Origin of the sequence: Thiohalocapsa sp. ML1 (assembly GCF_001469165.1) — a bacterium.
Classification (GTDB): domain Bacteria; phylum Pseudomonadota; class Gammaproteobacteria; order Chromatiales; family Chromatiaceae; genus Thiohalocapsa.
In genome coordinates this window covers 19,186-41,371 of sequence record NZ_JABX01000034.1, presented here as the reverse complement: position 1 = coordinate 41,371, position 22,186 = coordinate 19,186, and the positions used below count along the sequence as shown (strand labels likewise).

Below are 22,186 nucleotides of genomic sequence, written 5' to 3'. Positions count from 1 at the left end.
CTCCGGCCCGACACCGCCCGGCTACGGGCTAAGTTCAGCCTTGGAACAGATGCACCGTCAGATGCGCCGGAAACGGCGTGCCGGCGGTGTCGATCTGCCCTGCCCCGCCCGCGGCCCGGCGCGGCGTGCCGGCGGCGAGCAGCGGCTTCAGCAGCGCCGGCACCACGGCGCGGTTGATGTGCCGGCCGAAGCAGGTGTGCAGCGCATAGCCCCAGAGCATGTAGTCGTCCCAAGGCCGGTTGGCGTCGAAGGCGTCGGGATTATCGAGGCGGGCGGCGTCGAACATGGCGCTCAAGTTGGAGGCCAGCACGAGGCTGCCCTTGGGGACGCGCCGGGCGCGCAGCGTGCCGCGGGCGATGGTCGTCTCGAGGACGGCGCGGCGGTAGATGACGGGGTTGACGGGGTTGAAGCGCAGGGCCTCGAAGACGCTGGCCGCGAGCCGGGCGTCGTCGCCGGCGCGGGCGGCGACGCAGGCCTCCGCGAGCGGTTGCGGGCGGTCCAGGAGCTGATCGAGCGCCTGCACGGCGGCGCGGGAGAGCGTCGGCACGGCGCCGATGATGAGCCCAATGAGATTGTTGCGGATGGCCAGATCGTCGAAGCCGAGCGTGCCGGCGCGCTGGAGGTCGAGGCAGCGATTCAGCACGTCGTCGGTGTCCGTCGGTGCGGCCTTGCGCTCGGCGATGCAACCGTCCAGCCAGCTCCGCGCGGCGGCGGCGGCGTCCATGGCGCGGCGGTCCACGTCCGGGTCGGCGCCCAAGTCGATGAACAGATACCAGAACATGACGCTGGTCCAGGCGATCAGATCATCCCGGGACGGCTGCCCTGCCCCGCCGACGGGCGTGCCGAAGTAGCGCGCGACCATGTCCGCCACCACCGGCAGCGTCAGTTCCGCCGGCACGTCAAGCTGGGCGTCGCTGTCCGCCAAGACGGCGGCGGCATGCTCGGCAACGGTCGGCAGGATGATCCCGTCCACGTCCTCCCAGCGCGCCGCGAGCCGCATCACGGACACGTCGTGCTGGTAGGCCGGCGAGTCCTGCATACCGAGGAAGAAGTTCTCGCCGCTTGTGATGGCGCGCATACGCGGCTCGTAGACGACGGCGAAGTCCGCCTCGCGCGCCAGCACCTCGCGCACGTCGGCGTCGCGGGTGACGATGACGGTGCCGCTGTTCTCGTACGCCTGCACCAGCTTGCGCCCGAGCACGAGGTTGGCCCAAAAGACGCGCAGCACGCCGAACAGCGCCCGCTGCCCGGCAGTGGTGGCGAGCGCGCCGAGCAGGCGCTTGCTGCGGCCCGCCTTGTCGCCCGGGAAGGCGCCGGCGAGGAGCTTGGCGAGCGCGATCAGGCTCGCGATGCCGCCGCCCAAGAACGCGAGCATGCGCACCGGCAGCCGCAGCAGGTTCGTAAGGAACGCCATGCTGGCCTCCGACTCAGGTGGGCGCGTCAGGTGGGGTCGACGCTGCCCTGCGCGATCATGCGCAGGGCGTTGATGCCGGGCAGAAAGAAATAGTCCCCGCCGCGGGTGGTGACAAAGTTCGGCAGGTTCGCCGCGATGAAGGGCGGCGCATCGCCGTCGGGGTCCGCCGGGATCACGTGCTTGGTGGCCGGCATGGCCGGGTCGAGGCGATGGTTGCCCACCAGCGGGCAGGTGTCGTTGCCGGTGTCGAAGTCGAGCCCGTACTGAATCCACTGCTGCTGCAGGAACTCGAACTGCCGGCTGAGGCTCGCGCAGATGGCGATGAAGATGACGCCGTGCTCGCCGTCGTCGGTCGGGCTGGCCGGGTCCGAATAGCCATACGGCAGGCCGCGCCGCAGGATGCGCCGGCGCTTGTTCAGCGATGACCCGGTGCGCGCATCCGGCTCGCCCGCGTGCAGCATCGGGTCGAGCATGTCGCGGGTGTTGACGCGCCGCAGGTGTGCGCCGTACGGGCACTTGATGCCGTCCTTGTCGGCGCCGAAGGTGAAATCGGCCAGCAGCGCATCGAAGGCGTCCTTGCGCGCCAGCTCCGCCGGCGTGCGCTCGGCGCGGGGCTTGATCGAGATGGCCGGGATGTCCTGCCAGTGCGCCTGCAGCACGCGCCATTCGGCATAGGTCGGCGCGGCGATGAGCGGGATGCCGTCGCTCCAGCGGCCGACAAACTTGGCCTTCAGCGTCTCGATCGCCGCGTCGCCCTCAAGCCCCCACAGCCGGCCGAAGATCTGCGCCTGCTCCTGCATGTAGCCGTGGAAGGTCGCGACGTTCTGGTGCAGCTTGCGGAACACCATGTACGTTCCGTTGCGCGTAAATTCCCAGGGCGGCGCCGTCGGCGGCAGCTCTTGGGACTCGTCGGCGTGGCCGAGCAGGAACTCGCCGGTGGCGAGCGGCGCCCAGCGCTGCTCCGGCGCCGGCGTGAGCTTGCCGCGGCCCTTGACGAGCCGCGCCTCGGCGTCCGGCTCGTAGCGGCCCTCGAACACCGGATCGCCGATGCCGTCGGTGAAGCCGAAGTGCTCCTTGCCCGTGGGCACCGGTGTGCCGTCCGGCCCCGGGGCGAAGATGGCCGAGGCGGCTTGGTAATCGGCGCCGTCCGGGCCGTTGCCGGGCAGCAGCACGACGGCGGGATGTTCGGCAATGTCGGCCATGAGCCGCGCGTGGGCCGCGTCCATCAGCGCCATGCCGCGGGCGTTGATGGACAGCCAGATGTGCACGTGGCCAAGCTCGGCGTTGGCGGCCATCTGCCCGCCCTTGACCCGCTGCTCGGCGTTGGTGCGCCAGATCGGGTCCCAGTGCACCGGGGCGTTGTCGCCCTCGTCGCCGAGGATGTAGGTGCGCCCCGGCATGCCGTCAATGAACTCCGGCGGCATGCGCGCCAGCACGCTGGTGGGCAGGCCTAGCGCCAAGAGGCCGTAAAACGTGAAGGCGATATTGAGCGTGGTGTCCGGCGCGTCCACGGCGTCCGGTGCGCTCGCGTTCGGCCCCTGGCGCCAGCGCACAGCGCTGGTGATGCGGGTCCGCACCCGATCGACAAAGGCGCGCCCATTGGCCGCCTGCGCCGGGTCGATGCGCAGAAAGTAGTAGCGCGCACACGGGAAGCCGAAGCGGCCGTAGGCGCGCACGACGTTGCCCTGGATGTCGGCGAGATCGAGGTGGGTCGTGCTCACCCGTGGTTCCGGCTTCCCGCCGGGGCGGATCGGTGACGGGATGTCGGCGAGGTCGCGGTGAGTTGTGGTCATCGATGTGCCTCCATCAAGCGGCTGCGATCACGCCCGGCGGCTGCGTCGGGCCTGAGACGTCGCCGGGCTTGTGCGTGTCGGCGAAGTCGCGGAAGGCCGCGTACAGCGCCTCATCATCCGCACCCTGCTGGGCGATGACGAAGTCCGTGAAGTGCTGTTGCAGGTATAACGACTTCAGCACCGACGGCAGGTCCGAGCTCGGCGCGGTCGGCAGCGGCGCCTGCGCCTTGTCCACCAACTGGTAGTACAGCCGAGCACCCAGCCCGACGGTGACCGCCAGCGCCGCGAGGCTGATCCAGATCCAGCCATCCAGGTCGAACAGATGCAGCACAAAGCCGAGCACGGCGATGAGCGCCGCGAGCCCCGGCAGCACCAAGAGCGGCAGCAGGTTCATGTTCTTCGCCGGCAGGCCGTTCGCCCAGTAGTCGTTGAACGGCATCGTCGTTTCGACCTGACAGTCCCTGATATAGCGGAAGAAGCTGGCGTGGTCCCGCACCCGCGCCTCGAAGGCCAGGCAGTGCCGCAGCACGCCACGCAGCTCGTCCTGCATGGTGTCCCAGAGCGCGTCGGTGTAGCTGCGTAGCGCCGCGTCGTCGCCGGATTGCGCGTCGATGTCGGCACCAAAGAAGAGATACGAGCACTTGAGCCGGTCCACCGGCTGCGGGGTCAGCGGGTTCAGGTTACGCACCCGGTCCACCAGCGCGTTGCCGGAGACGCGCCCATTGAACACGACATCATCGATGACGACGAAACGCGCGAGGTGATTCAGCGAGTTGCGCGCGAACGGGCTGTTCAGCGCCGCGTCGCGCGAGACGCGGTTCTGCTTGGCCGTGGGCAGTAGTGCCAGCTCTTCGCGCAGCAGGTCCACGTGGGAGCGCCAGCAGCCGTCGCTGTTTTGCTCGGCATCGGTGCGGATCGGGATCAGCACGGACAGGAAGTAATGACCGCCGTCGAAGTTGGGCATGTCGGCTCCTCGTCAATACGCGGGTGAAGGGCGCGCGGCCCGCCGGATGGAGCCGGTGCTCAGCCCCAGCGCGCCCCGGTAAGCGGCAGCAGATTGCGGTCCGCGTCGAAGGTGGCGTTGCTCGCCACCGGCGCGAGACCGGGGGCGCCGAAGCTCGTCTGCACCTTGCGCAGCGCGGCGCGATAGGCGGCGGCGAACTCCGCCGGGGTCTGCTCCGGATGCTTGGCCGCCAGCTCACGCAGGGCGTGCATGACCCGCAGCGCCGCCTTGATGTCGCGCTGCGCACTGCCGGGGGTGGCGTTGTAGTAGTACTGGGTGTCCAGTTGGTTGTGGACGATGTAGGACTTGAACGGCGTCAGCGGGATCGAGGACGGATACTTGATGCTGGAGTACCAGAAGAGATCGAGTCCGCTCGGGATGCCGTCCGCGAAGGCATCGATGTACTGATCCCAGGTGCCGTTGAAGTTGCTGCAAAAGAACATGTAGTCGTGGCGCAGCCGCTCCGGCCCCTGGCCCAGGTCCGGCCACTGCTCGCGCTTGATGATGAACCAGCGCGCGAAGTGGATCAGCGACAGGCCGAGCAGCCCCGACAGCGTCTTCGGCAGCAGCCGCGCGGCCATGAAGATCAACCGGTTGATCCAGGTCCGCGACGGCGGCATCGGCGTGATGACGTTCATGCCATAGGCCTTGCCGGCGAGATTGGACATGGGCTATTCCTCCTGCTGGCGCGATGGCCGCGGTTGGCTTGTCCGGATCGAAACCGACGCGCCGCGCGGGACGCGGCTGCCGGGGGCGCTCGGTGTTGGCCCGGGCCCCAGGCCGCGGCGCCCCTGGCCGCGGGGCAACGAGCCGCCGGGCGAGCATTTCCCGATGCTTTCACTCAGGCGCATCATGCGCCCCAGGCAGCGTCCATGACAATCGTCACCTGGCACCCCGCCATGGGCGACTGACGCACCAGCGCCCGCGCCCGCGCGCTTACACACTTTTTCGTAGCTACCCGCTTCCAGCGGAGCCTTGCGCAGATCTACCTGGTTTTGCGGCATATCCTTAACAGTCCGGCTCGGCACGGCCTCGGACCCTTGGGGGCACCCGTGCTACTCGCCAGAGCGCCACAGGGTTCTTGCCCGCATGGGGGGCAAGCCCGTCGGCAGGCTATCGGCCGATGCTCGCCGCCTGGGTCGGCATCACCAGTGCGGAACCGTTCATAAACACCTGATACATACGCATCTCCAACACTCACGCTCCGCCAGCCATACGTCGAATTCGGGATCGAAATTGAAGTTCCCCCTAACCGCATTTGGCTCAAGCGGCCTCGAAGTGCAACCCTCGAAGTGCAACCCGTGTGTCGTGCGATGCCGCCCACCGTCGATAGCGCTAGCGCAACGTTGGGCTCCGCTGTGACGAGTGTACCGGTTATTTTTGTATCTTCACTTGCCTTTGCACCCCAGGTGCCGAAGTCGGCGCCATCAGAGATCGCCTGAACGCTTATGGCCATGTCTCAGCAGCACCCAACCGACCTGGCCGCTACGCCTTGCCCGTCGCGACCATCGGAGGTCATCCCAGCCCCCTTGTACCTCCTGCGCGTCGATGCAACTGGCAACGCCAGCGTTTGCTTCGTCACGGAGCGGCTGCTGGAGATGCTCGATCTGTCCCGGCAGCAGTTCCTCGCCGACGCACGGTCGATCTTCCAGCGCGTGCATCCGGACGATCGTCTAGTGTTCGAGGATCTCCATCGCGAGGGCTGCGCCGCGCCGCAGCCTTTTTGCTGGGAGGGGCGGGTCGTCCGTGGCGTAACCCGCTGCTGGCGAGTGGAATCCTTCCCGCAGCCATTGCCCAATGGTGGCACGCTCTGGGAAGGGAGCGTGATGGATCTCACCGACGCTCGGGATGCCCAAGCGGCAAACGTGGCCTTGGCCCAGCGCACCGCCTGTGAAGAGGCGGTGCGGGATATCTCGCGGTTGTTTCTGGCCACCAACGCTTCCATCCTTGATGCGGCGATCAATGCCGCGCTCCAACGTATCGGTACCTGCCTGGGCGCGCACCGCTGTTATCTGTTCCAGATGGACGCAGGCGGTCTCACCATGACCTGTACCCATGAATGGTGTGCGTCGGGAATCGCGCCGCAAATCGATGACCTGCAGGCACTCTCGGTTGCTCGCTATCCCTGGTTGCCAGAGATCGCGCAAACCCGTCAGGCAGCCTGGATCAACCAAAACGACATCGCTCGGCTTTCGTCTGCAGAGCAGCGACTCATCCACGAAGGCGGAATTCAGTCGATGCTCGCGATGCCGCTGTTCGAGACCGAGCAGGCCGAGCACATGAACGGCATACTGGGGTTGGACGACGTGCAGACGCGCAGGCGCTGGAGCGAGTTCGAGCAAAGGCTGTTGCGGCTCGTGGCTGACATCATCAGCGCGGCACTGATGCGCGACCAGCTCCAGCAGGCGCTGCACGCCCAGGCGTATCAGGATGCGCTGACCGGGCTGCCGAACCGGCGCGCCTTCGATGAACGGCTGCGGGCCGAGCTCCAACGCGCGCGGCGCCATGGTCAGGTCTTTGCATTGCTGCTGCTCGACATCGACAACTTCAAGGCCATCAATGATACCCATGGCCATACGATGGGGGATCAGGTCTTGCAACGGCTGGCGCAGATCCTCGTCCGGCGACTGCGCCTTTCCGACGCGCTGGCGCGCTGGGGTGGCGAAGAGTTCGGACTATTGCTCCCCGAAACCACGGGCCTCGCTGCCATCCGACTTGCCGAAACTCTGCGCCGGGCGGTTGAACATGCGCGCTTTTTCAATGTGGAGCGGCTGACGGTGAGCATCGGGGTCAGTCAATTCGCACCCGACGACAGCATCGATAGCCTGTTTCGGCGAGTCGATCAGGCGCTCTACAGTGCCAAGGCGCAGGGTCGCAATCGCTGTTCGCGTCTGTGAGCCGGTTGCTGCCGATCAGTCATTCCATTACCCCAATAGTCCAGTGAGAACGAATACGAGCCGACCTCTGATGCCCCGCGTCGGGCGTTGTCGCCCCGCCATTATGGTCGCCCTCGTCGTCGCGCTTGGCGCGTCGGGGTCAATAGAAGCGCACGGGCAGCTAGATTCCGACCCCATCCCCACACTGACGCGCGATAGTCCTCTCGTGCTTGAGCGAAAGCTGCCTGCCGGGAGCGCGGATGCGACACTTTCGTTCATCGTGCCGCCGACGCCCGGCAGCCGCCTGCTCGTGCAGTTGCGGAGCCCCGTGTCGGACTACCGCGCGACGCTCGTGTCGGCGACAGGTGCCGTGCTTGCCACCAAGGTCCCCGGGGCGCCCTTGGTATTGGAAGGCGCCACGCGCCACCACCCGGAACGGGGTGACCTGGTGGGATTCGAACCGCTGCGGGATCCTGAGCCCGGCCAGTGGGCTTTGCGCATACGGTATCCGGCTGGTGCAACAAGCAAGACGCTGAGTGCAACCCTGTACTTACAGTCTCGCTTTACTGTTGCCCTCAGCGCGATGCCGGTCAGCCCCCGGGCTGGCGAGCCTGTGTTGCTGAGCCTGCGTGTACGCGATTACGGATCACCTATGGAGCGAGGCATTGACCCTGAAATCCATGTGCTCGCAAGCGGCGGTGGGGGCGAGGCGACCGTACTGCACCCACGTCTCGGGCTGAACAACGCGCACGGCATCGACCTGACCCGGGAGCCCGGCGTCTTCTTAGCAATCTTCGAGCCACCAGGTGCCGGGCGCTATGAGCTGACGGCCGTGACGGGCCTGGCAGGCGTTGCGCCGCAAGCACTGACGTTGCGCGTCCGTTAGGCGTGTGCTTCAGCCGCAAGCGCCGCCTTGTCGGGGCGGGACGGCAGCTTGCTGACCCCAGGTCAGGGACTACAGCGCCCTTGCCATCATCAGCGCATCCTCGCGCCGCGACGGGTTCCTGTCCGCGCTCGGGTAGTAGCCCTTGCGCACGCCGATCTCATCGAAGCCTTCGCTGCGGTAGAGGGCGACGGCGCTTCGGTTCGACACCCGCACCTCCAGAAAGGCCGTGTCCGCGTCCTCCCGCCGCGCGAGGGCAAGCAGCCGTCGCAGCAGCCGCCGGCCGATGCCGAGGCGCTGGAACAGCGGATGGATGCAGATGTTCAGCAGGTGGCACTCGCCGGCGGCGACGGACATGATGCCGTGGCCGATGATCATCTCCCGCGTCTGCGCCACCAGGCAGCAGTAGCGCACGCGCAGGCAGTCGCGAAAGATCGCCTCCGACCACGGCGACACGTAACCGGCACGCTCGCAGGCGAGCACGGCGGGGAGATCTTCCTCGCGCATGACCCTGAGCGCAACGGACATGTCCTGGGGGGCGGCAACCATGCTGCGCTTCTTAACCGCACCGTGCCCGGAAAGCAAAAGGGTCTGATTCACCCGGCGGCTGGCGCGCCTGCCGGGCGCAACACAGGCGGGCAACCGCATTCCGTCCGATCCGGCACGGGCGGCAGAAACGGCGGCGCACGAATCCCGCGGTGCTTGCCGTGCTCGTCGTCGTGCGGCGCCCGATCGTGCTCGGAAACACGGCGAAAGCGGCAACAAAGATTCTTCGGCTGTTTGTTCGGAATTGCCGAAGCAAAGCAGCAAGCAAGCCCGGGCCTAAACCGCACACCGACGCTTGACAGGGGACACGGCGGCGGCATCGGCCACGCTGCGCCAATGCTGTCCATCGGACGCTTTAACACTTCCCTGACGCGGATCATGCCCGGCAGCGATTCCGGCGGCGGCTTGGACGCAGATCAGTGGTCCATAGGGACGATGGGGCTATAGTCGCGGCAGGTTTTTGTCCACCGGCCAAGCAACGGTCGCCGCGCCGCCGGACGCCCCAGCAGCGCACCCGCCGCCAGCAGCAGCCAGCCTCACTTCGGGAAGTACCCATGTCGCAGAACCAGATGGTCACCCTCGACGGCAACGAAGCCGCCGCCTATGTCGCGCACCTGACCAACGAGGTCATCGCGATCTACCCGATCACCCCGGCCTCGCCCATGGGCGAGTGGTCCGACGAGTGGTCGTCGCTCGGCCAGAAGAACCTCTGGGGCACGGTCCCGGACGTGATCGAGATGCAAAGCGAAGCCGGCGCCGTCGCCGCGCTGCACGGCGCGCTCCAGGCGGGCTCGCTGTCCACGACCTTCACGGCCTCCCAAGGCCTGCTCCTGATGATCCCGACCATGTACAAGGTCGCCGGCGAGCTGACGCCGACGGTACTGCATGTGTCGGCCCGCTCGCTCGCCGCGCAGGGATTGTCGATCTTCGGCGATCACTCGGACGTGATGTCCGTGCGCGCCACCGGCTACGCCATGCTCTGCTCCGCGTCGGTGCAGGAGATCATGGACTTCGCGCTCATCAGCCAGGCCGCGACGCTGGAGAGCCGGGTGCCGTTCCTGCACTTTTTCGACGGCTTCCGCTCCTCGCACGAAGTAGTCAAGATCGACCGGCTGCCCGTCGAGACCATCCGCGCAATGATCGACGAGGACCTGGTCACGGCGCACCGCCGGCGCGCGATGAACCCGGACCACCCCATCATCCGCGGCACGTCGCAGAACCCGGACGTCTACTTCCAGGGCCGCGAAACGGTGAACCCCTTCTACGCCGCCGTGCCGGACATCGTGCAGGCGCAGATGGACAAGCTCGCAGGGCTCACCGGCCGGCAGTACAAGCTCTTCGAGTACGTCGGCGCACCGGATGCCGAGCGCGTCATCATGCTGATGGGCTCCGCCATCGGCGCCGCCGAGGAGGCGGTGGAGCACCTCGCCAACCAGGGCGAGAAGGTCGGCATGATCAAGGTCCGGCTGTTCCGGCCCTTCGACCCGAAATACCTGCTCGCCGCGCTGCCGGTCACGACACAGAAGCTCGCCGTGCTCGACCGCTGCAAGGAGCCCGGCGCGAACGGCGACCCGATGTATCAGGACGTCGTCACGGCGCTGGCCGAGGCCGTGGCCGAAGGCAACATGGCGCAGATGCCGCGGGTGCTCGCCGGTCGCTATGGCCTGTCCTCCAAGGAGTTCACCCCGGCCATGGTCAAGGCCGTGCTCGATGAACTGTCCAAGGACCAGCCGAAGAACAAGTTCACCGTCGGCATCATCGACGACGTGAGCCATTCCAGCCTGGACTGGGACCCGAGCTTCAAGCCCGATGCGGCGGCCGGCGTCACCGAGTGCATGTTCTACGGCCTGGGCTCCGACGGCACCGTGTCCGCCAACAAGAACAGCATCAAGATCATCGCCGAGGAAACGCCCAACTTTGGCCAGGGCTACTTTGAGTACGACTCCAAGAAGGCCGGTGCGGTGACCATTTCGCACCTGCGCTTCGGCCCCAAGCCCATCAACAGCACGTATCTCATCGGCGACAACGAGGCGAGCTTCGTCGCCTGTCACCAGCCGACCTTCCTCACCCGCTACGACATGCTCGCAAAGGCGAAGGCGGGCGGCACCTTCCTGCTCAACTCGCCGACGCCGCCGGACAAGGTCTGGGACGACCTGCCGAAGGCCATGCAGCAGCAGCTCATCGACAAGGGCTTGAGCTTCTATGTCGTCGATGCGTATCGCATCGCCGAGCAGACGGGCATGGGCCGGCGCATCAATACCATCATGCAGACCTGCTTCTTCGCGATCTCGGGCATCCTGCCGAAGGACGAGGCCATCGCGCAGATCAAATATGCCGTGAAGAAGACCTACGGCATGAAGGGCCAGAAGCTGCTCGAGCGCAACTACGCCGCCATCGACGCGACCCTCGCCGGCCTGCACCAGGTGGACGTGCCGGCGCAGGCCACCAGCACCTTCGAGCGCCCACCGGTGGTGCCGGCAAACGCGCCGGACTTCGTGCAGCGCGTCACGGCCACGCTCATCGCCGGCCGCGGCAACGAGCTGCCGGTGAGCCTGATGCCCCCGGACGGCACCTGGCCCACGGGCACGACACGTTTCGAGAAGCGCAACATCGCCCTGGAGCTGCCGCAGTGGGAGGAGGACCTCTGCACCCAGTGCGGCAAGTGCCCGCTGGTGTGCCCGCACGCGGCCATCCGCGCCAAGGTGTACCCGGCCGAGCTCGTCAACGACGCACCGGCGTCCTTCCAGCACATGCCGATCAAGGGCAAGGACTTCCCGTCCGACTACCACGTCACCTATCAGGTGGCTCCGGACGACTGCACCGGCTGCGGCCTCTGCGTCGAGGTCTGCCCCATCCGCGACCGCAAGGACCCGCAGCGCAAGGCGCTGAACATGAAGCCCGCGGAGGAGCGCCACGACATCGAGGTGCCGAACTGGGACTTCTTCCTGTCTCTGCCCGAGTACGACCGCACCAAGCTCGACGGCACCAAGATCAAGCACGCGATGATGATGCAGCCGCTGTTCGAGTTCTCGGGCGCCTGCGTCGGCTGCGGCGAGACGCCCTATGTGAAGCTCGCCTCGCAGCTCTTCGGTGACCGCATGCTCATCGGCAACGCCACCGGCTGCTCGTCGATTTACGGCGGCAACCTGCCGACGACGCCGTACACGACGGACTCGCACGGCCGCGGCCCGACCTGGAACAACTCGCTGTTCGAGGATACGGCGGAGTTCGGCCTGGGCCTGCGGCTCGCGGTGGACAAGCAGAACGATCAGGCGCGCGAGTATGTCCGGCAGCTCGCCGACAAGATCGGCACCGATCTCGCCGACGCCATCCTCAACGCCGACCAGACCACGGAGGCCGGCATCTTCGAGCAGCGCGAGCGCGTGGCGGCGCTGAAGGAGAAGCTCGCGAGCATCAACGCGCCGGAGGTGCCGTCGCTGCTCGGCGTCTACGAGCATCTGGTGCGCCGCAGCGTCTGGATCGTCGGCGGCGACGGCTGGGCCTACGACATCGGCTACGGCGGCGTCGACCACGTGCTCTCCACCGGCCGCGACGTGAATCTGCTGGTGCTCGACACCGAGGTGTACTCCAACACCGGCGGCCAGAAGTCCAAGGCGACGCCGCTCGGCGCGGTGGCCAAATTCGCGGCGGGCGGCAAGGCCACGTTCAAGAAAGACCTGGCGATGATGGCCATGGCCTACGAGAACGTCTATGTCGCGCAGGTGGCCTTCGGCGCCAAGGATATCCAGACCGTGCGTGCCTTCCTGGAGGCGGAGTCCTATCCGGGGCCGTCGCTCATCATCTGCTACTCGCCCTGCATCGCCCACGGCGTGGACATGTCGAACAACCTGCGCCAGCAGGACATGGCCGTCAACTCCGGCCACTGGCCGCTGTTCCGCTATGATCCGCGCAAGCTAGAAGTGGGCGAGAACCCGCTGTCCATCGACAGCAAGCGGCCGAGCATCCCGTATCGCGACTACCTCGCGAGCGAGACCCGCTTCAGCGTGCTGAACCGCACCCACCCGGACGTGGCCGAGGGCTTCCTGAAGCTCGCGCAGAAGCACGTTGAGAGCAAATACTCGCTCTACGAGCAGCTCGCGCACATCGCTTGGCAGAAGGCCGAGAAGCCGGTCGAGAAGGCGGAGTAGCCGAAGAAGTACGGAGTACGGAGAAGAAGTACGGAGTACGGGGTACGGAGTACGTGGGCTTTCCCGTACTTCGTACTTCGTACTCCGTACTCTCCGAAAGCCTTTCGATCACGCCCACATCCCATCTTCAGCCGGAGCACCCCATGGATCTATCCACCAAATTCCTCGGCCTCGACCTCAAAAACCCGCTCGTGCCATCCTCGTCGCCGCTGTCCAAAAGCGTCGATCAGTCCAAGAAGCTCGAAGACGCTGGCGCGGCGGCCATCATCATGTACTCGCTGTTCGAGGAGGCCATCACCGCCGAGACGGAGTCGATGAACCGCTTCCTGAACCAGCAGGACACGGGCTTCGCCGAGGCCGACGACGGCTTCCTGCCTGCCTGGCAGGACTTCAGCACCGGCACCGAGCCCTACCTGGAGAACCTGCGCAAGCTCAAGGAGGCGCTGGACATCCCGATCATCGCGAGCCTGAACGGCGTCACGCCGTCCGGCTGGGTGGAGCACGGCAAAGAGCTGGAGCAGGCCGGCGCGGATGCGCTGGAGCTCAACGTCTACTACGTCGCCGCGGACATCAACCAGTCCGGCGACGCGGTGGAAGATCGCTATGTGGAGATCCTGCGCACGCTGAAGGGCGCGATCTCCATCCCGATCAACATGAAGCTCTCCCCGAGCTTCAGCTCCGTCGGCAACATGGTGCAGCGCCTCGCCGGCGCCGGCGCCGACGGCGTGAGCCTGTTCAACCGCTTCTACCAGCCGGACATCAACACCGACAGCCTGCGGCTGCAGCCGAGCCTGCATCCGTCCACGTCGGCCGAGGCGCTGCTCGCGATGCGCTGGATCGCGATCCTGTACGGGCGCATCGACAACCTGTCCTTAGGCGCCACCGGCGGCGTGCACACGCCCGACGATGCCGTCAAGCTGCTGCTTGCCGGCGCCGACGTCGTGCATCTGTGCAGCTCCCTGCTCCGCCACGGCGCGGGACACGTGGGCGTGGTGCTGAAGGGCATTGAGCAGTGGATGGAGTCCCAGAGTTTCGAGTCCGTCGCGGACTTCCGCGGCCGCGTCAGCGCGCTGGCGGTGCCGAACCCGGCGGAATTCGAGCGCGCCAACTACGTCAACATCATCGACAGCTACAGCTTCGCGCCCGGCGTGATGGTCTGACCCTGCACCGCGCGAGCCAGGCCCACGCCTGACTCGCGCGGCCCGCCCGGCTGAGCCGCCGCCCAATCGGCGCCCTCTTACCAGCCCCATTCATCGGCCGCCGCGGCATTGCGCCGGCACGTAGGGCGCTCGCTCCCGGATCTCGTTGATGGTGCAGCGCACGCGCACCGTGCCGTTCTCGACCTTGATCTGGAAGTGCAGCCCGATGTCGGGCGAATCGGTGGAGCGCAGCACGAACGCATAGCCGTGTGGCGGCTTGGGCTGGTATTCGACACGCCCCCAGACAGCGCTCGTGGCGCCGAAAACCTCCTCGTACGTGCCCGCATCGCCTCCATAGGCGGAACCGCTGGCGGGCGGCAGGCCGATCTCGATGAAGGTGGCCGGCAGCACGCCGTTGCTCGCGTAAAACTCGGTCAGCCTCGTGCGCAGCGCGCCGAACTGGAGGTAGCCGTCCACGGAAGCGGCGCGGCGCATGTAGTTCTCGTAGGCCGGGATGCCCACGGCGGCGAGGATGCCGACGATCGCCACCGCGATCATCAGCTCAATCAAGGAAAACCCGCAGGTTCGGTGCCGGCCGAACATGCCATGCCTCGCTGTGCTCGCGCGCTGCTGCCGACGGCTTCGGCGATGCTCCGTGGTGCACGGCGCCGGCACCGCTGCCGTTCTTACGCCTCAAGCATAGCCGAAAATCCAGACCGTCAACGCGCCGGTTGCAAGAGCGGTGAATCGGCTCTCACTTCGGCACCGCGGGGTGATCTCGGGTACTCGATTATGGCAGCGACAACGACAACGGCAACGGCAACGAGTGAGCCCGGCTCGGACTGCGCGCTCGCTACGGCGTCGACCCCACCGCCAACGCCCGGCGATAGACGTCCGCATCCCCGTGGCTGAGGCAGCAAGCGATGATGCGCTCAAAGAGCGCCGCCTGCGCGCGCATCTCCGCCACGGCGATGGCCGCCGCCTGCTCCTTGGGGAATGCGTAGACGCCGGTGCTGATGGCCGGCAAGGCGATGCTGCGAATGCTGCGGGCGCCCTCCTCGCGCGCCAGCGCAAAACTGTTGCGATACGCAGCCCGCAGCAACTCCGCCTCACCGTCGCCGCCGCCGCGCCAGACCGGCCCGACGGCGTGGATGACGTAGCGCGCCGGCAGCCGAAAGCCCTGCGTGATGCGCGCCTCGCCGGTCGGACAGCCGCCGAGCTTACGGCAGGCCGCGAGCAGCTCCGGCCCGGCGGCACGGTGGATGGCGCCATCGACCCCGCCGCCGCCGAGCAGCGAGCTGTTGGCGGCGTTCACGATGGCATCGACGGCAAGCGTCGTGATGTCGGCGACGATGACCTCGGGCTCGGTCATGGCTCCGCGCTCCCGGCCGACGGGGTGCTCAGGCGGAATGCTCAGCCGGGCGCTCAGCCGGGCGCTCAGCCTTCTTCGCAGGCAGGCGCCGGTGACGCGCAGGCGTTGTCTCCGCGCCGGCAGAAGTCGAAGCAGGTGATGAGCCGGCCCTCGAAGGTGGCATCGACGCTGAGGTCGGAGCCGCCATTGCGCACGCTGAACCCGGGCTGGCTCGCCGGCGATTGGCCCACGACCTCAATCAGCTCCGCCGGATACTCGATGTCCAGCGTGACGCGCATCGGGTAGTAGCCGTCCAGGAAGCGGCGCATGTAGGGGCCATTGCGCAATCGATAGTGGCCGTCGCCCAGGTCGGACAGGGCCTGGCTCTCGGCTTGGATGCAGAGGACCGCTTCGGCGCCGACGTTCTCAAGCTGCACGCTGTGCCCTTCCACCCAGGCGCGGCCGATGTTGCGGCTGGAGGCGATGGTCAGGTCGCGGATGCCGCCAGCGCGAAACAGAATCTGCGCCGCGGGCACGGCGTCGATGTTCTCGTGGCACTGCTCCAGCGTCACCCAGCCGCCGTCCAGGCTGTCGCGGGTGATGCGGATGCGGTTCAGGTGGTTGTGCTCGCCGACGGCACGCTCAGCCGGTAGAAAGTGCAGATCGCCCTCGTTGACGGCGGCGATCTGCTCCATCAGGTCCTGCTCCTCGCGTGCCCAATCGGGCCAGTCGTCGTCCGCATCCGTGCCGGCGGCCGACAGGGCCCCGCAGCACGCGGACAAAATCGCTGCGAAGAGCAGACGGACGGCGGATCGGACTCGCTCGGACTCGGACATGCTTTCCCCCGTTTCGGATCGCGTGCTTGGGTGCGTCGCGCCGCCGCAGCGCACTCACTCCAGGATGCCACAGCAGCGGCGCGCGGAATCCGCGCCGTCCGCGTGCGATTGCAATGCCGGGCTGCGCAGACGCGGGCGCGATATGCGCGTCGGCTTAGCGATCCTTGCGCTTGGGGCAATCCTTGCAGCGCTTGTCCTTCTTGTACTTCTCGCAGCACTTCTCCTTCTTCTTAGCCATGCTGATGGTGTCACCCGCTCCCGGTTGCCGTCACGCTTGCGTCAGGCCGCCGGGGCGGCGGCGGCCGGCGCCATGGTCTTCGCGGCAGCGCCGAGCTCGTTGTCGATCATGAGCAGCCCCTGCCCCTGATCCCCGAACAGCTTGAGCCGGCCGATGATGTCGTTCACGGTGGCCTCTTCCTCAATCTGCTCGGTGACGAACCATTGCAGGAAAATGTTGGTCGCGTGGTCTTTCTCCGACAAGGCATGATCCACGAGATCGTTGATCCCGGCGGTCACGCTGCGCTCGTGCGCGAGCGTGTCCTCGAACATCGCGAGCACGCCGTCCGGGCTTACCGGCGGCGCGTGGACCGTGGCGAGCGTCACGTCCGCGTCCTGATCGAGGAGGTAGCGATACATCTTGAGCGCGTGGGTCATCTCCTCCGAATGCTTGGCCATGAACCAGGCTGCGGTGCCCTTCAGGTTGGCGCGCTCGGAATGCGCGGAGAGGGACAGGTACAGGTAGGCGGAGTACAGCTCGTGGTTGATCTGCTCGTTCAGCCGCGTGCGCATGGCGTCGGAAATCATGGGAATACTGCTCTCGGGTGAATGCGGTTGGTGACCACCGGCGGCACGCCGGCCCCTGACTACAGGCAAGGTGACCGCATGATGGCAGTTTTCAAGCGACTGAGGGAGCGTGGTTTTGTCCGGGCTTCCGCCGCGGCCCCACAGGGCCGGGCGCGTGCCGCCGCTGCCTGCCGCGGCAGCCCGCCGCATCGCGCCGACGCCCCCGGCTATACTCACGCGCGCCGCGCCTCAGGCAGACTACTGCTGCACGAGCGGCTCTACCCCTACGAACCGGCAACAACATGGGATGCTCGATGCAGGAACCGCCCGGCACGGCAGTGCGCGACACCCCCAAGACAACCCCCGCCCAGACGCGACTGCGCGTCGCCGTCGCCGGCGCAAGCGGGTTCATCGGCTCCGCGCTGCTGCCCGAGCTCGCCGCCCGGCACGAGGTGCTGGCACTCACCCGCTCACCGGCGCGGGCCGCGACGCCGTCCGCCCTGCCGGGGCTCGCCTGGCGACACTGCGACCTGTTCTCCGCCCCGGACCTGACGGCCGCCCTCGCCGGCATCGACGCCGCCGTTTACCTGGTGCATTCGCTGGCGCCGTCGTCGCGGCTCACGCAGGCGAGCCCGCGCGACATGGACCTGGTGCTGGCGGACAACTTCGCCCGCGCCGCGGCGGCCAACGGCCTGCAGCACATCGTCTTCGTCAGCGGCGTCATGCCGCGGAGCTTCCGCTTCTCGCCGCTCCTGTGGAGCCGGCGCGAGGTCGAGATGGTGCTCGGCTCCCGCGGCACGCCGGTCACCGCGCTGCGCGCGAGCCTCGTCGTCGGCCCCGGCGGCACCGGGCCGCGGCTGTTGCTGGATCTGGTGCGCCGGCTGCCGGTGCTGGTGCTGCCGGCGGCGGCGCGCTCACGTACCCGGCCCATTGCGGTCAAGGATCTCGTGCGCGCCATCCTGCACTGCTTGGGCCAGCCGGTGACCTACGCGGGCGCCTTCGACATCGGCGGCGCCGATGAGCTGAGCTACGAGCAGATGCTGCGCGACACGGCGCGCGTGCTGGGGCTCAAGCGCGCCTTCCTGCGCGTGCCCTGGCTGCCGACGGTCTTGACGTCGCTCACGGCCCGGCTTGTGAGCCGCGCGCCGGCGGCGATGGTCGGGGCCATCGTCGAGAGTCTGCCGCAGGACACCGAGATGCAGCACAACCCGTTGCAGCAGGCCATCGCGCCCGACGCGCTCGGCTTTGCCGATGCACTGGCCGCGAGCATCGACCCCGCCACCAAGCGCCTCAAGCCGAATCCGCGCGAGCAGGTCCGCGAGCAGGACAACCATCTGATGCGCGAGCAGTCACTAGTGCGATCGATTCAGCGCGTGATTCTGCCGCCGGGGCAGGACGCCGCCTGGGTCGCCGGCAACTACTTCCGCTGGCTCGGCGAATGCTGCTGGCCCCTGGTCCGCTCACAGGTGGACGCCGGCGGCAACGTCGAGGTCTGGACCCGCATCCTGCCCATGCGGCTGCTTGCCCTCACCCACCAGCCCGCCGCCAGCACGCCGCAACGCCAGGTCTACGCCATCAGCGGCGGCTTCCTTGCCCGGCTCAGGTCGCCGGGCCGCCCGCGCTTCGAGTTCCATACCCTCCTGGACGGTCGCTACACCATGACCGCGATCCACGACTACGCCCCCGCCCTGCCCTGGTATCTCTACGTCATCACCCAGGCCGTCGGGCACATCCTGGTCATGCGGCGGTACCAGGCGCGCCTCGCCCGCCTGGCGCGCTGAGCTCGAACGTTCCGCAGGACAGAAATCGCCTTAGGCCCAGGTCACTCTGACATTGCCGTTTTGGTACTCGCAGGAGAAGATCGCGCGCTTATCTTTGGGGTAGTGCTTGCGCTTGTGCTTCATCAGCATCTCGACCAGGCTTTGCGCGTCTCCATCAATGAATGCATGCTTCACGGCTGCAATCGCCTGCTCCGTTTCGCGCAGTCCGAAACGATAACCCGGCTCGTCGTCGTAGTCTGCGTCTGCGAAATTCCAAGCGAGATGGACCATCCGCAAGGCAACCGCGACCGCTTCGGGCGAAGGATCTTTGCCTTGCAGCACGCTCGCGGCCATCTTCTTCGCTATGGCACTCAATTTCTTGGGCATGCGTCCCTCCGATTGATCACTGACTGACGAGGCTTCGCGTCAGACCGACGAGTCGTGCTCATCGCCATCGAAATCGCCATCGAAATCGCTATCGAAATCGTTATCGAAATCGAACCGAGTGGCGCCCGATCCCGATGTCGATTTCGACGCACTTGGCCAATCCGACGCGCCCCGTTCGAAACTTGACTCATCTGCAAACATTCAGCGCGCCGTCCAGCAAGCTAGTGCTTTGCTGCGGAAATCCCGAGACCGTGGTTTCATCGTTGTCGTGGTCGTTGTCGTGGTCGTTGTCGTGGTCGTTGTCGTGGTCGCAATCGAACGTGCGCCGTGTTGACCGGCGTTGGCTGGAGTGTTGACCTCCAGGTCAACACGGCGACAGAGCGCAATGCACTGATGTCGCGAGGAGCCGACCTGGAGGTCGGCTCTCCGGCCCCGGGGGACCCGCCCGCGACGCTCCGAGACGGTCTCGGGACGTCCGCCCGTTCGAGACTCGACTCACACCGCCCGGACGTTCACTCCGTCTCGCCTGCGATCTTGCTGAAGTTGTGCCAGCCGGTCTGCTCGTCGTCGGTGCCGTAGGTGACGACCTCCGCGTAGCCGGGCTCATCGGTCGGCAGCGCAAACTGGAAATAGCCCTCCAGGCCCGTGCATGGCTTCGGCTCCAGCTTGAGCTTGAAGATCCGGAAGGTGCGGCCCGACTGCAAGCCGAAGGTGTTGTCCGGGTAGGTCGTGTCCGACCACGTCGAAACCAAAGCGTAGGTCGTCTCGCAAGGGGGGTTGTATGGATTGCCCCCGCGCCAGGAGATCGACGTCTCGCCGATCTGCAGCTTGCCGTAGATGGCTTCCGATGCCCGGTCGTTGCCGCTCCAGGTGCCGAGCAACGCCGCTTCGCCGGCCTCGGCGGCCGGTGCAGCGGCTAGTGCCAAGGCCAGTATCACCATAGCGTTATTCATCTGACTCAACTCCCGAGAAATCTTCATATTCGGTCCAGGCAGCGTACACCAATGGCCACGGGTCTGACATTGGCGCTGTGCGCGCAGATGGGCATGACCTTTTCCACACCGGCATGTGGCCAGCCGCTCCGCACGCGGGCAGAAGGCAGCTCAGAACAGCCCCTCGTCGCCGCCGAAGAAGTCGCCGAACAGGCCGCCGTCGTCTTCCATCGGCTCGGGCTCGATCGCCTCGGGCTCGGGGGCGGGCTCCGCGGGGGCGGCGGCCTCGGGCGCAGCCGCCTCGGCCTCGCCGGAGAACAGGCCGGAGACCGCATTGGCGAGCAGCATGCCGCCAGCCACGCCTACAGCGGTCTGCATGGCCCCGGCCATGAAGCCGCCACCGCCGGTGGTGGCTGCGGTGCCGGGGGCGCCGGGCGCGCCGGGCTGCATGCCCGTGGCGTGCGGCGGCACGCGGGTGTTGGACCAGCCGGAGGACTTCGGCGCCGAGGCCGCGGCCACCGCCGGCGGGCGCGGGGGCTCGGCCGCGCCGAACAGACCACCCAGGAAGCCACCGCCGCCCTGCGGGCGGGCGGCGACCTCGCGCTCCAGCTCCTCCAGCCGGGTCTGGAGGTTGCGTAGCCCTTGCTCCTGCACCAGCACCACCTGGGCCAGCAGATAGGCGGCGGCGGGCTGGGCGGCCATGCGCTCGCGAATCAGCGCCTCGGCCTCGCCGTCGCGCGGGCCGGCCCCGGTCTCCGCCTGCTGCAGGCGCTGGAACAGGCCCTCGATCATGTCGCGCTCTTGTGGATTCATGCTCGCCTCGACCTCGTCATCATCAGAACAATCGGACCCGGCGGTCGCCGGGGATCTCGCGGAGCGCAGCCTACCGCGGCGCGCCGTTGAGCAGGAGGGTGCTCGTCGCGCAGCCAACCCGGCAGCGCCGGCCACTGCCCCGCCATCGGCGCTTGCAATCGGCAACGCAATCTCCGGCGGACCTGGCCCCGGACCGGCTCAATGTTGCCGTAGTCCTGGAATCTTGGTTCATGCAAGGCTTTTGCGACCCGAGCCCTTGCCGTGACCTTGCCCCTCGGCCCTTTCCCACCAAGCGCCTTGTCGCCATGCAACCGACGCGGGAACGGCTAACCCCGCCACAGCACCGGCAGGCGCAGGTGCCGCTTCAATGCAGCCCCCAGGTAAGGCCAGAGCCGACCCTTCTCCCAGAGCATGCGGGCGTAGAGGGTTGCAGGCTGGCCGGGCGGCTTGCGGTAGTCGGCGCGGGGCTTGAGCGCAATGGCGTCCCGTTCGCAGACGGGCAGGCAGACGCCGCAGCCGAGACAAACATCGGCGTCAACGGCGGCCCAGCGCGCTTGTTCCGGCGAGCGGCTGTCGCGCACCGGGCTGCCCAAGCCGATGCACTTGGCGTTGCAGGTGCGCAGGCACTCGCCGCAGTAGTCGCAGCGCTCCGGGTCGATCTCGGCGATGAAGGGCGTCTTGCCGAGCCCGTCCGGAAAGCCGTTCTGCACGCCGGCCATCAGCTCGCAGCAGCAGCGGCAGCAATTGCACAGAAACGACGGCTGCTCGCGGACGTTGTCGGTGACGTGGGTGAGGCCGAGCGAGCGGGCGTAGGCGAGGGTGTCGAGCATCTCATCGACCGTGCGCTCCTCGGCCAAGCCGCGGCGCACCAGAAAGCGCGCGCCCTCCCCGAGCACCATGCAGATGTCCTCCACCGGCGCGCCCTTGCGGCAGGTCTGCCCCAGGTGCTCCTTTTTGTGCCGGCAATAGCACATGGTCACCGCGCGGAAGCTGGCGCGGCGGATGATCTCCTGCGCGTCCTCGTAGGGCGTGATGCGGGAGCTGACCGGAATCTGCTCCGCGTCCACCAGCGCGCGGGCGATGGGGGTGCGGCTGCCGAAGAATTCCTGCGCCTGGCCGTCGCGCTCGTGCAGATACTCGCCCATCAGCTCGGCGACGCGCTGCACCGGCAGGTCGGTGCGGCTGCGCATGAAGGTGAACTCGAAGAAGCCGATGAGCCCCGGCATCAGCATGTAGTAGGTCGCGCCGGCGTAGGGCAGGTCCATCACCAGGCCCTTGTTGGCCATGGACTCCAGGATGCCGTCGAGCGCCGCCGGCGCGATGCCGGTGGCGTCCGCCAGCTCCGGGAGCGTCGCCTCCATGAGCGGAAAGCGGGAGGCGACATAGGCCTCGCGCTCATCGAACAGCAAGGCCAGGATCTCGCGCAGCTTGTCGCTGTCCACCAGCCCGATGGGGTGGCGGTTCAGCCGGTCGATGAGCGGCACCAGCGAGGACTTGGTGCTGAGGAGGTGTCCCATAGGAG

General features: G+C 67.3%; 18 protein-coding genes. 5 read left to right on the top strand and 13 right to left on the bottom strand.

Features of this window, described 5'->3' with window-relative positions; all coding sequences use genetic code 11:
* Nucleotides 1-34: 34 nt before the first annotated feature.
* The 4 genes from ML01_RS19105 to ML01_RS19090 are packed head-to-tail and all read right to left on the bottom strand — an operon-like array spanning nt 35 to nt 4,878.
* Nucleotides 35-1,414 carry a cytochrome P450 gene (locus tag ML01_RS19105; protein WP_058556992.1) on the bottom strand — a complete coding sequence of 460 codons (1,380 nt, stop codon included), beginning with the start codon at nt 1,412-1,414 and terminating at the stop codon, nt 35-37.
* A 26-nt stretch (nt 1,415-1,440) separates the two neighbouring features.
* The gene (locus tag ML01_RS19100; protein WP_162268064.1) at nt 1,441-3,207 is read right to left on the bottom strand and encodes a Dyp-type peroxidase; all 1,767 of its coding nucleotides are present in this window, start codon (nt 3,205-3,207) and stop codon (nt 1,441-1,443) included.
* A gap of 13 nt (nt 3,208-3,220) precedes the next feature.
* Entirely contained in the window at nt 3,221-4,171 is a 951-nt protein-coding gene (locus ML01_RS19095; RefSeq protein WP_058556990.1) for a hypothetical protein, read from the bottom strand.
* A gap of 59 nt (nt 4,172-4,230) precedes the next feature.
* Nucleotides 4,231-4,878 carry a hypothetical protein gene (locus ML01_RS19090; protein WP_058556989.1) on the bottom strand — a complete coding sequence of 216 codons (648 nt, stop codon included), beginning with the start codon at nt 4,876-4,878 and terminating at the stop codon, nt 4,231-4,233.
* A gap of 861 nt (nt 4,879-5,739) precedes the next feature.
* On the opposite strand from ML01_RS19090, the gene ML01_RS19085 reads away from it, so the two are divergent.
* Nucleotides 5,740-7,107, top strand: a complete 1,368-nt coding sequence (locus tag ML01_RS19085) for a diguanylate cyclase (protein ID WP_058556988.1) — start codon at nt 5,740-5,742, stop codon at nt 7,105-7,107.
* 103 nt (nt 7,108-7,210) lie between these two features.
* On the top strand, nt 7,211-7,972 hold the full coding sequence (locus ML01_RS19080; RefSeq protein WP_162268063.1) for a hypothetical protein: 762 nt from the start codon (nt 7,211-7,213) through the stop codon (nt 7,970-7,972).
* 69 nt (nt 7,973-8,041) lie between these two features.
* On the opposite strand, the gene rimI is transcribed toward ML01_RS19080, so the two are convergent.
* Nucleotides 8,042-8,518, bottom strand: coding sequence for a ribosomal protein S18-alanine N-acetyltransferase (gene rimI / locus ML01_RS19075; RefSeq protein WP_058556986.1), 477 nt, complete (start codon nt 8,516-8,518; stop codon nt 8,042-8,044).
* 551 nt (nt 8,519-9,069) lie between these two features.
* On the opposite strand from rimI, the gene nifJ reads away from it, so the two are divergent.
* Nucleotides 9,070-12,663, top strand: a complete 3,594-nt coding sequence (nifJ, locus tag ML01_RS19070; protein ID WP_058556985.1) for a pyruvate:ferredoxin (flavodoxin) oxidoreductase — start codon at nt 9,070-9,072, stop codon at nt 12,661-12,663.
* 143 nt (nt 12,664-12,806) lie between these two features.
* Nucleotides 12,807-13,823, top strand: coding sequence for a dihydroorotate dehydrogenase-like protein (locus tag ML01_RS19065; protein WP_058556984.1), 1,017 nt, complete (start codon nt 12,807-12,809; stop codon nt 13,821-13,823).
* 90 nt (nt 13,824-13,913) lie between these two features.
* Here ML01_RS19065 and ML01_RS31085 read toward each other — a convergent pair whose 3' ends face one another.
* The 4 genes from ML01_RS31085 to ML01_RS19045 form a co-directional block, all read right to left on the bottom strand.
* Nucleotides 13,914-14,405, bottom strand: coding sequence for a prepilin-type N-terminal cleavage/methylation domain-containing protein (locus tag ML01_RS31085; RefSeq protein ID WP_058556983.1), 492 nt, complete (start codon nt 14,403-14,405; stop codon nt 13,914-13,916).
* A gap of 250 nt (nt 14,406-14,655) precedes the next feature.
* Nucleotides 14,656-15,174: an O-acetyl-ADP-ribose deacetylase gene (locus ML01_RS19055; RefSeq protein ID WP_058556982.1), complete on the bottom strand. Its 519-nt coding sequence runs from the start codon at nt 15,172-15,174 to the stop codon at nt 14,656-14,658.
* Nucleotides 15,175-15,239: 65 nt separating this feature from the next.
* Entirely contained in the window at nt 15,240-15,989 is a 750-nt protein-coding gene (locus tag ML01_RS19050) for a hypothetical protein (protein WP_156427850.1), read from the bottom strand.
* 279 nt (nt 15,990-16,268) lie between these two features.
* The gene (locus ML01_RS19045) at nt 16,269-16,793 is read right to left on the bottom strand and encodes a ferritin (RefSeq protein WP_058556981.1); all 525 of its coding nucleotides are present in this window, start codon (nt 16,791-16,793) and stop codon (nt 16,269-16,271) included.
* A 293-nt stretch (nt 16,794-17,086) separates the two neighbouring features.
* Here ML01_RS19045 and ML01_RS19040 point away from each other — a divergent pair, with 293 nt between their 5' ends.
* Nucleotides 17,087-18,553, top strand: coding sequence for an NAD(P)H-binding protein (locus ML01_RS19040; RefSeq protein ID WP_058556980.1), 1,467 nt, complete (start codon nt 17,087-17,089; stop codon nt 18,551-18,553).
* Between the two features lie 30 nt (nt 18,554-18,583).
* On the opposite strand, the gene ML01_RS19035 is transcribed toward ML01_RS19040, so the two are convergent.
* The 4 genes from ML01_RS19035 to ML01_RS19020 all read right to left on the bottom strand — a co-directional run bounded on the left by ML01_RS19035 (nt 18,584) and on the right by ML01_RS19020 (nt 22,181).
* On the bottom strand, nt 18,584-18,919 hold the full coding sequence (locus tag ML01_RS19035) for a hypothetical protein (RefSeq protein ID WP_058556979.1): 336 nt from the start codon (nt 18,917-18,919) through the stop codon (nt 18,584-18,586).
* A gap of 512 nt (nt 18,920-19,431) precedes the next feature.
* Nucleotides 19,432-19,899 carry a hypothetical protein gene (locus tag ML01_RS19030; protein ID WP_156427849.1) on the bottom strand — a complete coding sequence of 156 codons (468 nt, stop codon included), beginning with the start codon at nt 19,897-19,899 and terminating at the stop codon, nt 19,432-19,434.
* A gap of 123 nt (nt 19,900-20,022) precedes the next feature.
* Nucleotides 20,023-20,664 (bottom strand): DUF2076 domain-containing protein, encoded by a 642-nt coding sequence (locus ML01_RS19025; protein ID WP_058556977.1) that lies wholly within the window; start codon nt 20,662-20,664, stop codon nt 20,023-20,025.
* 326 nt (nt 20,665-20,990) lie between these two features.
* Entirely contained in the window at nt 20,991-22,181 is a 1,191-nt protein-coding gene (locus ML01_RS19020) for an ATP-binding protein (RefSeq protein ID WP_058556976.1), read from the bottom strand.
* Nucleotides 22,182-22,186: the final 5 nt, after the last annotated feature.